At 39.8% G+C, this 15998-nt stretch carries 13 protein-coding genes; 4 read left to right on the top strand and 9 right to left on the bottom strand.

Features of this window, described 5'->3' with window-relative positions; translation table 11 throughout:
* Positions 1-219: 219 nt before the first annotated feature.
* The 3 genes from AY606_RS02685 (at position 220) to trmB (ending at position 3148) form a co-directional block, all read left to right on the top strand.
* On the top strand, positions 220-1668 hold the full coding sequence (locus AY606_RS02685) for a SulP family inorganic anion transporter (RefSeq protein WP_067864528.1): 1449 nt from the start codon (positions 220-222) through the stop codon (positions 1666-1668).
* Positions 1669-1764: 96 nt separating this feature from the next.
* Complete coding sequence (locus tag AY606_RS02690) at positions 1765-2193, top strand: EamA family transporter (RefSeq protein WP_067864275.1); 429 nt, start codon at positions 1765-1767, stop codon at positions 2191-2193.
* A 238-nt stretch (positions 2194-2431) separates the two neighbouring features.
* Entirely contained in the window at positions 2432-3148 is a 717-nt protein-coding gene (gene trmB, locus AY606_RS02695; RefSeq protein WP_067864278.1) for a tRNA (guanosine(46)-N7)-methyltransferase TrmB, read from the top strand.
* Positions 3149-3208: 60 nt separating this feature from the next.
* Here the strand turns inward: trmB and AY606_RS02700 are convergent, their stop codons facing one another.
* From AY606_RS02700 to AY606_RS02725, 6 genes are all read right to left on the bottom strand, one after another.
* On the bottom strand, positions 3209-3883 hold the full coding sequence (locus AY606_RS02700; protein WP_067864281.1) for a class I SAM-dependent methyltransferase: 675 nt from the start codon (positions 3881-3883) through the stop codon (positions 3209-3211).
* 54 nt (positions 3884-3937) lie between these two features.
* Complete coding sequence (locus AY606_RS02705) at positions 3938-4717, bottom strand: Rossmann-like and DUF2520 domain-containing protein (protein ID WP_067864284.1); 780 nt, start codon at positions 4715-4717, stop codon at positions 3938-3940.
* A gap of 84 nt (positions 4718-4801) precedes the next feature.
* A complete protein-coding gene (locus AY606_RS02710; protein WP_067864287.1) occupies positions 4802-6280 on the bottom strand; it encodes an OmpA family protein in 1479 nt (492 codons plus the stop codon).
* A gap of 164 nt (positions 6281-6444) precedes the next feature.
* Positions 6445-7680: a dihydroorotase gene (locus AY606_RS02715; protein WP_067864291.1), complete on the bottom strand. Its 1236-nt coding sequence runs from the start codon at positions 7678-7680 to the stop codon at positions 6445-6447.
* A 9-nt stretch (positions 7681-7689) separates the two neighbouring features.
* On the bottom strand, positions 7690-8706 hold the full coding sequence (locus AY606_RS02720; RefSeq protein ID WP_067864294.1) for an aspartate carbamoyltransferase catalytic subunit: 1017 nt from the start codon (positions 8704-8706) through the stop codon (positions 7690-7692).
* Positions 8707-8938: 232 nt separating this feature from the next.
* Positions 8939-9289, bottom strand: a complete 351-nt coding sequence (locus AY606_RS02725; RefSeq protein ID WP_067864297.1) for a hypothetical protein — start codon at positions 9287-9289, stop codon at positions 8939-8941.
* Positions 9290-9520: 231 nt separating this feature from the next.
* Here AY606_RS02725 and rlmKL point away from each other — a divergent pair, with 231 nt between their 5' ends.
* Positions 9521-11725: a bifunctional 23S rRNA (guanine(2069)-N(7))-methyltransferase RlmK/23S rRNA (guanine(2445)-N(2))-methyltransferase RlmL gene (gene rlmKL, locus AY606_RS02730; protein WP_067864300.1), complete on the top strand. Its 2205-nt coding sequence runs from the start codon at positions 9521-9523 to the stop codon at positions 11723-11725.
* Between the two features lie 553 nt (positions 11726-12278).
* On the opposite strand, the gene AY606_RS02735 is transcribed toward rlmKL, so the two are convergent.
* The 3 genes from AY606_RS02735 to AY606_RS02745 are packed head-to-tail and all read right to left on the bottom strand — an operon-like array spanning position 12279 to position 15843.
* Complete coding sequence (locus AY606_RS02735) at positions 12279-13448, bottom strand: GNAT family N-acetyltransferase (protein WP_067864303.1); 1170 nt, start codon at positions 13446-13448, stop codon at positions 12279-12281.
* Between the two features lie 20 nt (positions 13449-13468).
* Positions 13469-15013 carry a GH3 family acyl-acid amido synthetase gene (locus AY606_RS02740; protein WP_067864306.1) on the bottom strand — a complete coding sequence of 515 codons (1545 nt, stop codon included), beginning with the start codon at positions 15011-15013 and terminating at the stop codon, positions 13469-13471.
* Between the two features lie 2 nt (positions 15014-15015).
* Positions 15016-15843 (bottom strand): hypothetical protein, encoded by an 828-nt coding sequence (locus AY606_RS02745; RefSeq protein ID WP_067864309.1) that lies wholly within the window; start codon positions 15841-15843, stop codon positions 15016-15018.
* Positions 15844-15998: the final 155 nt, after the last annotated feature.

Here is a 15998-nt window from a genome sequence, read left to right on the forward strand (position 1 = left end):
ATCTGATCCTTGTTATTTAACTATTAACTGTTTTAAATCTCTTCTAACAAACTTTCAAGTGATCGTACCTGTAAATTGCAAAAAAGCATCAATGCGTAAAAAACCCTTACCTTTTGAATATTGTCTAAAATGCAGTATTTTTCAAGTCAATCTGATGTGCTTTTTTCTATAAAACTGTTTTAACATACCCAGCTTTAAAGTTTGATGAAAATTAACCTAGTGATTAGCCTTAAAAAAGAAGAATGGTTTTCCAATATCCGCACCGATATATTAGCCGGTCTGGTGGTGGGTTTAGCACTGATTCCTGAGTCAATTGCCTTTTCAGCCATTGCAGGTGTTGACCCGCAAGTCGGTCTATATGCCTCTTTTTGTATAGCCTTTACTATTGCTTTCTTTGGCGGTCGTACGGCAATGATTTCGGCGGCGACCGGCGCGATGGCTTTGCTGATGATTACCTTGGTCAAAGATCACGGTTTGCAGTATTTACTGGCAGCAACCATTTTGACCGGCATCATTCAGGTGATTGCAGGTTATTTTAAAGTCGCCAAGCTGATGCGCTTTGTTTCGCAGTCCGTGGTGTATGGTTTCTTAAATGCGTTGGCGATCTTAATCTTTGTGGCTCAACTGCCCGAATTAAGCAAGATGGATAGTTTAGGCTATTTATTTGTAGGCTTAGGTCTGGCACTGATTTACCTTTTTCCCTATATTCCGAAAATTGGCAAAGCAATTCCCTCACCTTTAATCTGCATCGTGGTACTCAGTATTTTAGCTTTATTACTCGGCGGCGACATGCGTACCGTGAGTGATTTGGGATATTTTCCAGACACGCTTCCTATTTTCCTGATTCCAGAAATTCCACTGAACTTTGAAACTTTAAAAATTATCTTTCCTTATTCAATGACCCTTGCAACAGTCGGTTTATTAGAAACCATGATGACCACGACTGTTGTGAATGAAGTTACCGACACCGAAAGCGACCGTCATCAGGAATGCCGTGGTCAAGGTTATGCCAATATCGTCAGCGGTTTTATGGGCGGCATGGCGGGTTGCGCCATGATTGGTCAATCCATCATTAACGTATCATCAGGTGCACGAACGCGTTTATCCACCCTGGTTGCAGGTGTGTTTTTACTGTGCTTAGTGGTGTTTCTTAAAGACTGGCTGGCCTACATTCCGATGGCTGCTCTTGTTGCTATTATGATTATGGTGTCTTTTACCACCTTTCAATGGGGCTCTATCAAACAGTTCCGCAAGCATCCTGCTTCATTTAATGTGGTGATGATCGCTGTCGTGATTGTGGTATTGGCCACCCATAATCTTGCATTAGGGGTTTTGATTGGTGTGCTACTGTCTGCGCTGTTCATCATCAATAAGCTTGAAAGTGAAGTAAAAGTCAGCTCAGTATTGCTCAATGAATCAACACGTCATTACACAATTTCAGGGCAAATTTTCTTTAGCAGCTCAGAAAAATTCTTCCAGTTTTTTAACTTTAATGAAGATGTTCTTAAAGTTGAGATTGACTTAACCCATGCTCATATTTGGGATATTACTTCCGTCAATATGCTGAACAATGTGATACAGAAATTTAAAGCTCAAAATATTGAAGTTGAAGTTAGCGGTCTGAATGAAGCCAGCAATACATTAATTGATCGCTATAATCCGCTTTAACTTTTGATTAAAATAACAGTGCGATCATGGCTGCTATCCGTTCCTAAATTTCCAATATGATGGCAGCCCAAAACTAAAAAAATTATAGGCAGTATTATGAATACTAATCACTGGTTTATGTGGGCGATATTATCTGCCTGTTTCGCGGCCTTAACCGCTATTTTTGCTAAAGTAGGTTTGCGACAGGTCGATTCTGATTTGGCTACTCTGATTCGTACCGTTATTATTGTCTTTGTCTTAAGTTTAATGGTGTGGGGATTAGGCAAATGGCAGAATCCCCTGTTGCTTTCAGGCAAAACCTGGTTGTTTTTAACCTTGTCGGCTTTAGCGACTGGCGCATCTTGGCTGTGTTATTTTCGCGCCCTACAAATCGGTCAAGCCTCACAAGTGGCACCGATTGATAAACTCAGTGTGGTTTTAGTGACCCTATTTGCTGTGCTTTTTTTAGGTGAACGACCCAGCCTACAAGAATACTTGGGTATCGTCCTGATTGCGCTTGGCGTACTGACCATTGCCTTAAAATAATCATCACTCTATTCCATATAGTTCAAGCCTTTCTTTTACCCAACACTCATCACTATTCATTTAGTCAACTTATTTTTCTCCATCAGAAATCCTTATACCTTGTCCTTATTACGATAAATAAAGGCGCAATAGCCATATGGCTCTGCTGTCTTTATTGCAGCTTAAAAATGAAAATGTTTGACTTGTTAGGCTCAGGACTTAAAATACCGCATTCGAATTTTTTACATTTGCCAAAGTTATGTCGAACGATCAATTAGACCCGCAAGTCGTCGAGCTGGACAACTTGAATGAACATCGCGAAATTGTTACTTTTATGCGTCGTTCATCTCCGCTGAATACCTCTCAACGTACTGCGCTTGAACAATATGGTCACCTAATTTTGGAATATCCGGTGGGTGATTTACGTCAGCACTTTGAACATCCAGAACACCCTTTAACAGTTGAGATTGGCTTTGGTATGGGCCGTTCGCTGGTGCTTATGGCAAAAGCCAATCCTGAACGTAACTATGTCGGGATTGAAGTGCATGTTCCCGGTATCGCGCAATGTGTATATGAAGCCGGCATGGCAGGCGTAACCAATCTGCGTTTACTTGATGCCGATGCGATTCAAGTACTTCGGGAAATGCCGGACAACAGCATTAATGCAGTACAGCTTTATTTCCCCGATCCTTGGCAAAAGAAACGTCATTTCAAACGTCGTTTTGTATCGCATGACCGTATGCCGCTGGTTGAGCAAAAACTGGAAATGGGCGGTACCTTCCACTCGGCTACAGATTGGGTGCCCTATGCGGAATGGATGCTGGATGTGTTAGATAACCGTCCAAATCTTGAAAATATGGCGGGTAAAGGCAACAGCTACCCTCGCCCTGACTGGCGCCCACAAACCAAGTTTGAACGTCGCGGTATAGAGGAAGGTCATACCATTAATGACTTCCTGTTCAAGAAAATTAAATGAACCGAGTAAAGATTTAAAAAAATGGCTCATATAAATATGAGCCATTTTTATGCCTAGACTTTAAGCTTTTATCGCCAGATAACCTTGATAGGATAAAATTTGGGTAAAGCGTTCTACAGAATCAAATCCACTCAATTTCAATTGTTCAAATGTTTCCTGTTTCGACAGCGGATAAAAATCATCTTCCAAACGATCAATCATTGCAGCAGATTGCGAAGTCGTTAAGCCATTTGCCTGAGAGATATGTTTCAGTATTTCCAGCTCCTGATCTGACTTTATTCGGGTTAAATCAAACGTAATGAATAGTCCTTGAGGTTTTAAACGTGAGTGAATAGCTTTAAACAACTTGGGCTTATCTGAATAAGCTACAAAATGCGTGACCAGAATAGAAAGCGCCGCATCGTATCTTTGACCTGTTTTTAACTGGTCTACATCTCCCAATACAAACTCCACCCGATGCGATGCATTTAAAGAATGGATCTGCTGTTTGGCTTTATCCAGCATAGCGGCTGATAACTCTGTTGCAGTAAACGTCCAGTTCGGAAACAATCGTACCAGATGACCCAGTTCATAGCCGGTACCGCAACCTACAATTAGCACATCTGCATATTCATCAGCATAAGTTTTCAACAAGGCTTGAATTTGTTGATGTACAACTTCATAGCCGGGAATTAATTTACGGATATGTTCATCATAACCATCAACTACATATTGGCTGTTAAAATCCTTTGCCATAAAGACATCCTTGTTCTATTCATTCTTCAAGTATATTGACTTAATTTTAAACGATTATTTTTGCTGATGCGATTGCAAAATCTGCTGGCTCATCAAACTATAAATATTTTTCAAATCATCCCGATTTAGATCTTGTAGCATCTGTTGATGCATATTCAAGATATTTTGATCCCCTCGCATTGCAGGTCCAGTCTGCATCTGTTTAGGATCATGCTGTACAGCTTTATGGGTTGTTTCTAATATCAGTGGATAAAGCAATGAGAAATCTACCTGCTGTGCATCCACAATCTGCTTCGCCATGTCATAACAATAATTACTAAAATTACAGGCAAACACCGCAGCCAAATGCAAGCTTAAGCGCTGTGCCGATGTATATTGATAAACGCGACTACTCAACTGATTGGCCAATTGGCTTAATAAAACCAGATCCTTTTCAAACTTGGCTTCTATAAATAATGGCGTATCGGCCCAAGTAATTTCCCGATCCAGACTAAAGGTCTGTAAAGGATAAAAAACTCCAGCACGTGCATGAACTTTTGCCAAGACTTCAATATCGGTACTGCCTGAAGTATGCACAATCAAAACATCTGCTAAGTGTTGATGAGCCTCTGCAATGATGGACGCAATCGCCTGATCACTTACTGCAATGATCACCAAATCAATTTCAGGATTTATCTCGGAGATATCCACCGTTGCAGTTGCACCGACTTGGGCAGCTAAAGTTTGTGCAGGCTCAAGACTGCGGCTATAGATTTGCATGATTTGATGATGCTGGCTTAAAACACGAGCCAAATGATGTGCAACCCGCCCAGCGCCAATAAAACTAATACGCATAATATGTTCACGTTTTATAATTCACTACAGCATGCCAATAAAAAAAGGACGAATCAATTCGTCCTTTTAGTGAGTGCTCATTATTTACTGTTTATTAATCCCTTGCTCATCGACTTCACGAACTACACCTGTTTCGGTATTTAACACTTCAAACTCAATACGGCGATTTTTAAATTGACCTTCAGGCGTTGCATTATCCGCTACAGGCTGTTCCGAACCATAACCGACTGCCTGTAACTGTGCTGGATCAACACCTTGTTGTACCAGGTAATCGACAACGGCTTGTGCTCGTTTTTGTGATAATGCTTTATTTGCTGCAGCATCCCCCACAGCATCGGTATGCCCTTTAACCGTCAAATGCACTTGTGATGCACGTTTAATCAGCGCAGCGGCTTGATTTAAAATTGATTTATTGGCATCAGGAATAGTGCTACTTGCTGTATCAAAATTGATAATTTGCATATTTAGTGCTGTTGCAATATCTAAGGCGCGAATGCGATCTGGATTAATTTCCGCCAAAGCTTTTTCCGCATTGATATTACCTTCACTAATTGCGGTACTGGTATCAACCGGTGTAGAAGCAGCAGTCGTTGCTTGCGTCATTACTGTCATGTTTTTAACCAGTGGCTTAATTTTAGTCGCCAATTGCTCTGCATCAGTCGGATTGGCAGTCTGAATAGAAAGCTGATCTCCCATCCAGATTATGGATGCATTTGGAACCCCTTTAACCAATTTCAATACACTTGGAATGGCATCTTGAGCAATAAATTCGGTATGGTAGCTTGCATTTGTTTCTACACCACAACCAATATTGTGATTAAAAATTTGTTTAATTTCTTTCTGCAGAATATCGATATAACTCGCATTGCCAGAATATAACTGACATGTGGTTAAATCTCCTGTCGAACCCGTGCTGAGTTGTAATTTTGCTGGCTCACTGGTGGCAGTCTGTGCAGGCACACCGCTTACAGACTCAGTTTCCTTTCTATCAGAACAAGCCCTAAACATTATGGCAAGTAGTACAGCCAAAATAATAAAACCAATAAGTGGCAATAAAAGACTCGATTTCTTTTTTTCTTCTACCAGCACATGTGTTTCAGGCGCCTGATGTAAGGAATGTTCAGAGGCAAGTCCTACGCCTAAAGCACTTAAAAACGCTGGTGCCCAATGTGGCAAAGCACTCGATACAGCAGGCCAGTGTGTCTCGATAAGATGTGCAATCGCACTTGGTTCAGAGGAACCGGCTTCATTTTCTAAAAAGCCAAGTGTGGGAGCAATTGAGCGATTTAAGGTGGATTCAATTGCGCCAGGGGGAACTGTGCCTGAAATCTGTTCTAAAAATTCCCGCTTTAAATCGGGATTTGTTTCAAACAGATCGGGCAATCTCGGATTTAATTGACTCTGCAAATTTCCAATAAGTTCTGGTTTAGATTTGAAAATTGCCAATAGAATAGGGAAAAAACTACTTAATGCTTGACTTTTCTCGCTTAGGTATTCCGTTTCACCTTCAAGAACAATTGCAGATACTTTCTGCTTCAATAAATCAATCAAATTAATATTCATCCATTATTCCTTTTATTTTGGTCTTATCATATGTATTTTTATTTTATCTGCTCATTTTTCAGACAGTGTAATTAATTGTATTATTTGAATACTCTTATTTTTTTCAAAAATAAAAAAGCCAGCCGAAGCTGACTTTTATAAATTATAAAAAAATATTAAATCCATTAAGGCACAAAAGTTTGGACCACTTTACCCACTACTTTTTGATTAATAAGCGGTGTATTTTTACCTTGTGAAAGAATGGAATCTTTAGCAACTATCCATTCAAGTTTAGGATCAACCAAGGCCCAACCTGATTCTTCAGTCCAGCGATCCATCATATTCGCCACTTTTGCCGGAGCCAGAGTGACTTTTTCCACCCATTCTAAAGGCTCGAACAGTCCTTCATTGATCAGCTGAATACCAAACGCCACATAAGTATCAAAAGCAGTTATACCCGGTTGTGTTTCCGCAAATGGTGCTAATTTTGCAGAGCTGCTGAGCGGTTCATGGTGGGTACAAATCGCATCAATCACGCCGTCTTTTACACCTTGTCGTAATAATTGCTTATCTTTTTCAGCCCGTAATGGCGGGCGTACATGCGCCAAAGAATTAAAACCGTCAGTTAGGCTTTCGGTTAAATGCAGTTGATGCATCGCCACGTCAGCAGTGACAGGCAAGCCCTTATCTTTTGCAATTTTGATCAATTCAACAGATGCCCCACAAGACAACAATCCGAAATGTGCACGTACTTTGGTTGCTTCGATGATAAGCAAATATTTAGCAATCGCAACAGTTTCAGCCAATGCCGGAATCATCGGCAAACCCTGACGTGAAGCAATAAAGCCTTCATGTGCACAACCATCTTTGGCAATTTGATGTTCCTCTGCATAGAACACGACAGTCATGCCTAAACCTGCAGCATATTCAAGGGTACGAATCACCACATCATCATCAGCAAACGGTGCATTGGCATTCGAAACAGCAGTACAACCGCCTTTTCTCAAACCTGCCATATTTGCAGGCTGTCTGCCTTGCAAACCTTGCGTTTGCGCACCAATCACCTGCAGATAAATACCGCCATCCAGCATGGCCTTTTCAACCAAACCATGAATCAGTGCACCATTGTCTTGTACGATTGGTTTTGAATCTGGTGGAGTAAAGACATGTAAAATACCGTTTTCACGCGCGGCCTTTCCTTCAGATTTCAAAGTACCGTGTTGTTGCTGACCGGGTTCACGTAAACGTGCACACAAATCGACCATGGTTGGCATCAGCCATTGACCTTGACCATCAATGCTTTCACTAATCTGATCCGTTTCCGCAACCAGTTTGCCGTTTTCGATAAATACCGTTTGTACGCTATCCGTTTTTTGAATGGGGTCTAAGACACGGACATTTTCAATTTTTACAATACTCATGACTTTACCTTATCCCGCAATCGCTTCAATTAAACCTTTTTCTTGCAACTGACCTTGCATAGACAGTGCCAGTACCGCCATTCGCACAGCAATACCATTGGTCACCTGATGCAAAATGACCGCTTGCGGACCATCAGCAATACTGGAATCAATTTCGACCCCACGGTTCATTGGCCCCGGATGCATCACGATGCAATCAGGTTTCGCCATCGCCAAACGCTCTTTGTTCAAACCGTACATCTTGTAAAATTCAGCTTGTGACGCCAGCGCTGGAGAATCAATACGTTCATTTTGAATACGTAAAGTAATAATCACGTCGCAATCTTTAATTCCGGCTTCCATGTTATTGAACATACGAACATCTTCACCATATTCTTCAAAGCCATATGGCAGCAAGGTATTCGGTGCAATCACACGAATGTCTTTACAGCCTAAAGTTTGCAATGCCGCCACATCAGAACGGGCTACACGCGAATGTTTGATATCACCAATAATGGCCACACTTAAAGCTTCGAATGGCTTTTTAGTTTCACGGCGAATAGTTAACATATCCAGCATGGCTTGAGTCGGATGCGCATGACGACCATCACCGGCATTAATAATTGCAACATCCAGGCAAACGGTTTGGGCAATAAAATGTGCTGCCCCTGAAGATGAATGACGAACCACGAAAATATCCGCTGCCATGGCTTCAAGATTCCACAAGGTATCTCGTAATGTTTCACCTTTTGAAGTACTTGAGCGTGCAATATCGATATTCAGTACATTGGCTGACAAGCGTTTTGCCGCTGCTTCAAAAGTGGTACGCGTACGGGTCGAATTTTCAAAGAACAAATTCATCACTGTACGGCCTTCTAATAAAGGCGTCGTGATCAATTGATTTTGATCATTAAAAAAGGAATTGGCTGTATCAAGAATTTTGGTCAGGGTTTCTTTAGAAAGACCGTCAATGGTCAAGAAATGTTTGAGATTACCCTGTTGATTGAGTTGAATCTGGCTCGGAGTATGCAATGCCGCCAAGTGCATGAGAGATTCCCGTTCAGTTAAGTTGAACTATTATACAGATATTCCCCCGTGGTTGGCAGTTGAAGTTTTCAGCATTCAGTGACTATTTACGTGTCATGTCAATTTATTAATTAAAAGTAAGGGATTAGTTTTACCCATTTAAATGTTCCACCACCTAATGAATGAAATTCAATTTGTGAGTAATTTATTAAAATCAGGCTCTAAATCAAAGCAATATTTAGAGCCTAAAAAATCAACGCAATGCACCAATATAGTGATGGGATACTTGTGCTTTATAAATTTCTTCTTCTGTTAATTCCGTTTCATAAATGTCTGCAATTTCTTCCTTAACCTCAATTTGAATTTGATGAGGTTCAGCATCGAGCACCATTAAGGAACGTAGACGCTCTGCTTGTCGCTGCAACTCGGAATCATCCCCAGATAAAGCAAGATCAATCACATATTTGGCGTAAGCTTGATTTTCTACCAGATACATAACATCTATTACCCGCCCACTCACGCGCCTTAATCGGGTATACAGCAGTGTCGCAACAGAAAAAGCTTCAGAGCGGTTCAAAAAAATATTTTCAGTTGTATCTTGCATTCAGTACCCCTTTAAAATCAAAATGATTACAAATAGCAGTTAGGGTCAGCATCACGTGACTTATAACCAATAAGCAGGGTTATCAGCAAAATACATACCAGTTATGCAAGTTTAATAGATAAAAATCATATATTTCCTCTATCAAGCTTAGGCTTTGCCCTAATTTAAAAACTTTTCAGGACTAAAATACGTTAAAATAATAGATTGCTTAGCTGCTTTTGGAAAATTTGCATGAATTCGAAACTACGTCTTTCTACATACTGGGTCACCTGTGCAGATGGGCTTGAAACCTTACTCCAAGAAGAATTGGAAGGTTTAGGTGTTCAAAATATTGAACGCTTTCCAGGACGTTTAGTTTTTCAAGGCACGCTAGAAAATGCATACCGTATTTGTTTGTGGTCACGTTTAGCTTCTCGTGTACTGACGCCTATTCATACGCATGAATTGGACTTCACGCATGATGCACGTGATGTGGCTGAAGAATTGTACGAAGGTGCAATGAACTTTGACTGGTCACTTATTTTTGCTACACAAAGTACATTTGCCATTCGTTTACATGTCGAACGTGACATCAAAGTAAATACTCAGTTCGCGACTTTACGTGTAAAAGATGGTGTGGTCGATTCCTTTATGGAAGCGGTAGGCAAACGCCCAAGCATCGACATTAAACAACCTGAAATTACTTTATACGTACTTGCTGGTAAAACTCAGCATACGTATTGCCTGGATTTATCAGGTGATTCTTTACATAAACGCGGCTATCGTCATTTCATGACCGATGCACCAATTAAAGAAAATCTTGCAGCAGCAATTCTGCAAAAAGCCAAATTAATCGAACGAAATCCTGACATTATTTTAGATCCAATGTGTGGTTCAGGGACATTCATCATTGAATCTCTAATGATGCTCACCGATCGTGCACCCGGTTTAGTCCGCCGCTTTGGTTTCAGTGGCTGGAATGGCCATGACCATGATTTATGGATGTCGATTAAAGCTGAAGCAGTTGAACGCCATCAAGCAGGATTAGAAAAACAGCTCCCTCAGTTCTATGCCTATGATGCTGACTGGGAGGCTGTAAAAGCCACCAAGCAAAATATTATTGCAGCTGGTTTTGAATCGATACTCGATCAAATCAAAATTGAAGAACGTACCCTTGCAGATTGGCCAGATTTCCAAGCTGAAGGGAAAACTTCATTTATCGTCACCAACCCACCCTATGGTGAGCGTTTGGGTGAAAAATCGTCAAACCGTGCTTTGTATTTAGGCTTATCAGGTCTTTTGCAAAAGAACTTCCCGAATCAATATGCTGCAGTGATTGCTGCACAAGTTGAACAGGCCGATGTACTGGCGTTCAATGATCCGCAAATCTTGCGTTTGATGAATGGTAAGCTTCCTATTTATGTACGTTTCGGCACGATCAAACCTGCAGCTGCAAGCCAGCCTTTCCTGGCGACTTGGCAACCGCAACAGTTCGAGCCAATTGAAGGTGCTGAGGACTTTACCAACCGTTTGCAAAAAAATATTCAAGCCTTGAAAAAATGGGCGGTTAAAGAAAATATTTATTGCTTGCGTTTGTACGATGCAGATTTACCTGACTTTAATGTCGCAGTAGATTTATATGGTGATCGTCTGCATGTGCAGGAATATGCACCACCAAAAACTATCGATCCTGAAAAAGCAAAAAAACGCTTTAATCTTGCATTGGCTTCTATTCGTGCGGTGACTGGTTTAGGTCGTGATGCGATCTTTATTAAAACACGTGCCCGTCAGGAAGGTAAAACTCAGTACGAAAAACAAAGTACTGCTTCTAAGCGTTTTATCGTTCAAGAAGGCAAAGCCAAACTTTTAATCAACTTGACCGATTATTTAGATACCGGTTTATTCCTCGATCATCGCCAAATGCGTCTACGTATTGCTGCGGAAGCAAAAGGTAAACACTTCTTGAACTTGTACAGTTACACCTCTACTGCCAGTGTTCATGCAGCTTTAGGTGGCGCAGCAAGTACTACAAGTGTCGATTTATCCAATACCTATTTGAATTGGTCTAAAGAAAACTTTGTCCTTAATGGCTTGACGGTAGATCATCCAGATCAACAACATCAGTTCTTCTCTAGCGACTGTTTTGAATGGTTAAAAGAAGGTCATGAACAATATGACCTGATCTTTATTGATCCGCCAACCTTCTCAAATTCGAAGAAGTTCTACGGCACTTTCGACGTACAACGTGACCACAACTCTTTGCTTAAACGTGCCATGAACCGTTTAACCACTGAAGGCACTTTGTACTTCTCGAATAACTACCGTGGTTTTGAGATGGATGAAGAAGTTCAAGCCATGTTTGATGTGCAAGATATTACCAGTGAAACCATTGGGCAAGATTTCAAGCGCAATACCAAAATCCATAAAGCATGGATAATTAAGCACCACCCAATCTAATGACGCTTGGCATGAAATAATACACATTGAGATGAAATGCGATTTAGCATTTCATCTCAATGGTAATCCCCTCATAATAATTCATATGTAGATTATCTGATTGATTTACGGTATCAAATAAACGAATGGTCGAATGGGTGCTGACTTGCTTTTCATTCAACATTCATTGTTCAGCCGCTTTTTTCTTCTGCATCGCGTAATCGGTTAATACCGTTTCTTCAATATTCTGCTTTTGAATATGTTGATTGTTTTGATCAGTTAAAATTTTACTTTCTTTTTTTGTTTATCCACCGATGGCTTAATACTATTTTGTACACGTTAAATGCTTTCAGCATCAAGATGCTTGGAATCACTCATTTTTTCTGACAATTTATGATTAATGAGATGAAACTTTGCAATTGATGAACAAAGTTCACTTTAGCCTACTCTTGGCTTAAATCAGGCTGACTTATTTTGCGAAAAAATATAACTAAAAAATGAAAATTAATATAATTTTTTCAAACAACTTGCTACTCCCAATCACATTGCATGATTGGGTCATACCAAACACTAATTAAATACGTCCCACTTCAAAATAACTAATTTTATTACGATCAAAGATGGTATAGGGATTAGCTTTAAAACTATGAAAATAATGCTTGGCTTGAATCACATGAGAGCTGGTATTGTTCATCCAATGAATACGTGGGTCATTATTTGCTAAAGTAATACAAAAGGCTTGTTTACGACGCAGTTTAGTCTGTTGCTTCGCATGAAAAATCAGACTGGCAAACACATCTTGTTGCACGGGATGACATAAAGCACTATGAATCATCAAATATTCAAAGGCATCATTTTTTTTCGGTAAAGACAAAACCCCTCGAATGCCAGCATAGATATTATAAAAAGGCTTAATAACTTTTAAGGGCAAAGAGTAATCGACAACACGGGTTTGTTTAAAAGTTTTTTGATTCCACAAACCATACAAACCGACAATTTGATTATTCTGGTCATACATAATATAAAAATCATTGATATTCATGCCCAACCAAAAAGGATGATTCGATTCCGCTAAACTTGAAAAATCATAATTTGGTAAAAAATTATAATGTTGTTTCATCGTCAAGATAAATGTATTGGCTTCGCTTATATGGCTCGCATTCATTTGCTGAAAACGATATTGTGCAAATTGCGCCGGTTTTTTCGCTTGTGACACCGTAAAGGTACGAATATCGTCATAATGAAACGGTTTGGGAAAGCCTTTACGCTCATTGTGCAAAATATTGCATGCGACGGTGTTATCTTCTAAAACCACACTTTCAAAAATAGTATCCAAGGGAATTTCGTCATAGACATAGTCCATCAGTAGACGTAGAACTTTATTACCGCGGTACATCGGATGCATGCGCAAATCTGCAACATAACGTAATGGCTCTGCTTGACCATTGATAAAACAATAGCGCCAACCTAGATTCATCATACCGACTACTTGTGCCGGATTTTCCTCCAGCACCACCAACTTGATATCTGGACAATTGTACTGGGCATGACTGGCACTGAGATAACTTGGAGAGCGCTCAAAAGCCCAAGTCATACCATTGCTTGGCATGGTTTCCGCAATCAATTGAACCAGTTGCTCGTCATCTGCTACAGTTGCGGAACGTACCAGAAAATCCGGTTCATTTTTGGAGCGATAAATTTGGTTGTCATTGTCATCTTGTGCATACAATACGTTTAAGCTCATATAGTTTTACTCAAATACACTTAAATTATTTTTGTTTTCATTTTTTTCAAAGGTTCAGGTTTAATATTCCCTTCGATCATTCCATTATGCATTGCTAAGGTTTTATAATAATGCCAAGCATCATCTACATGTTTCACCTCAGGTTCATCTAACTGGCCTAAATTTCGTGCCAATTCATAATGAAAATTTTCTTTTAACAATTCATCTAATTCTACTGCTGAAGGTTGCTTAGATAAATTACCTTCACTTAATAAAATATAGTGAGGCTTTTTAATCTCACAAAACTCAATCCCTAACAAACTTACTGGAACATAATCGTCTTGTTGAAATGTGGCTAATACTTTTTGTGCGGTTATCTGATCAATTTTCTCCCCCACCAAATCGACCGTCATTTTTCGCCCCAAAAACAAAAAGCATGGAATTTTTTCATAAAAACCGGTCACTTCAAGTTCATCATCAATCACATACCGGATCAGTCCAGAACCCGTAGTAATAACAGGACTTACAATATCACCCACTTTAAGCCCCCATGAAGGTAAGGTTTGACCACTTTCTAAATTTAAAAATTCGTAAAAGTGTGACTGATAGCTGAGCGGATAACAATTATTGAAAGGAATCGTGACTACGCCTTCTGTTGCCCATAAGCCCTTACCCTCAAAAGCAACATTCGCTACACGATCTTGTAAATTTTTGGCCCAGCGTTCAGCACTTGCTGTATCCCAACTGGAAATTAAGGTCAATTTAGACCAAAGATTTTTCCAGGCAGTGGGGGCTGTTAAATCTAAACGTTGTAATTTATAACTTTGCTCTGAAGATTGTGGTGCTTTTAAATAATCCAGACTGTTACGTTTCCATTGCCCTGTTCTCAGCACTTCCACAATTTCATTTTGATTCTGTTCAATCACGTCCAATAATTGCAGTGCAAAAGTCGGACTCCACACTGAAATCATACCTAGATTTTTATCTGCAACCAAAAACACGGCGGTTGCAAACATGGCATCTTCTGCTGATTTGGCCAGGGCAATGTCGGTTGGGACAGATTGAGTAATTTTACTTAAAAAACGTTTTGAAACATTGAGTAATGCACTGTCATCATTGAGATTACTGTTTTCTAAAAGTTTACGCTGGCTTTCCGGCAACCATGACACCGACCAATAATGGGTTGAATTTTTTAATTGTGGATATTCACGATATAAATTCGTTAGCCATAAACCAATAGCTTCATCTAATTCATTTAAAAAACTTTGCGTATAGGGAATAAATTTCAGTGCTTCACTTGAGCCACTGGTGGGTTGAAAGCGAATAATTTTCCCCGCTCCTAAACAGTTTTTGCCACTTTGGCGAGACTGTTCAATTTTTTCCTTCCAATGGCTATAACGGGTAAGTGGATATTTTTCTACAAACTGTTCATAACTCAGACTTTGCGAAGTATGCTGCTTTAAGAACAGGTCCAACTTTTGACGTTGCACCCCTTCTAAATCATTCGCTTGCTGCCGATAACGTTGAAATGCTTTACGGCAGGCGAATTCCAGTATTTGATGTGAAGCTGAGAGCAGCAATCCCATGGTTACGCCACCTTAGAATCAGAATCTGAAGCAATATGTAATGGACGTTTTTGTTGCACTTGGCTTTCTACTTTGCCCACACTCATATTTTTGGTCATAAAGCGGCTAATAAAGCGATATAAATCACTCCAGCGTAATTCACCGATACAGGGTAATTCTGTCCCTTCCACCCATGTCGGATTTTTATCTTCAAAGAATGCAATTTTGGTATTTTTCTCGCGCAATTCTTTGGTAATCGGTGCAACATCCGCTTTCAAAGGCTGATAATCTTCACCGAAATTCAGCAACCCCGATGATTTATCATAATATTCGGCAAAATATTGTCGGCAATAGGAATCGACATAATCTTGTAAATGCGAATTTTTTTCCCCATAGTGCGGATAATAGCTGTAATAGTTATTTGCGAGCAATAAATAGGTTTTAAAGCCTTTGGAAATCAAGATCCAGTAAATCGGCGTAAGTGGATAGCGCATTTTAAAACTGACGATATAACGGTACATGGCACGCGTTAACGCCCGATTTCCCCAATAAGCCTGCTCAATAATAGTGTCACCGCTAAAAAAAGCATGGCGAGCTTTACCATTGACCACGAAATCACGTTCCATAACTGTAGAAAAGCCGACGATTTGTTTGTTTTTAGGTTCGATAATAAAGAAAACACCTGTTTTTTCTAAGAAATCATGTTCAAAAATTTCATAACGGGTGTTGGCATAATATTTTTGATAAATATCATACATCCGCTTGAGTTCTTGAACCGTCACATCTCCCGTATGTTTATACTGACTATACGGCTCTTTTTTTAATTGTCGTAAAAGTTTAAATTCCATCATACTTTTTATTCCTTTTCGCACGCTGCACGGCGGCATTTTTTGTTTTTTTTAAAGCACTGATCTACACATCCAAGTTGTAGATTCGGATGCAATTTTAACCATCGATTAATAAATTGCAATTAGCTTTACGTATAGAAACAAAAAAAGCGATAGAC

It is taken from the genome of Acinetobacter sp. SFB, assembly GCF_001647545.1.
Lineage (GTDB): Bacteria > Pseudomonadota > Gammaproteobacteria > Pseudomonadales > Moraxellaceae > Acinetobacter.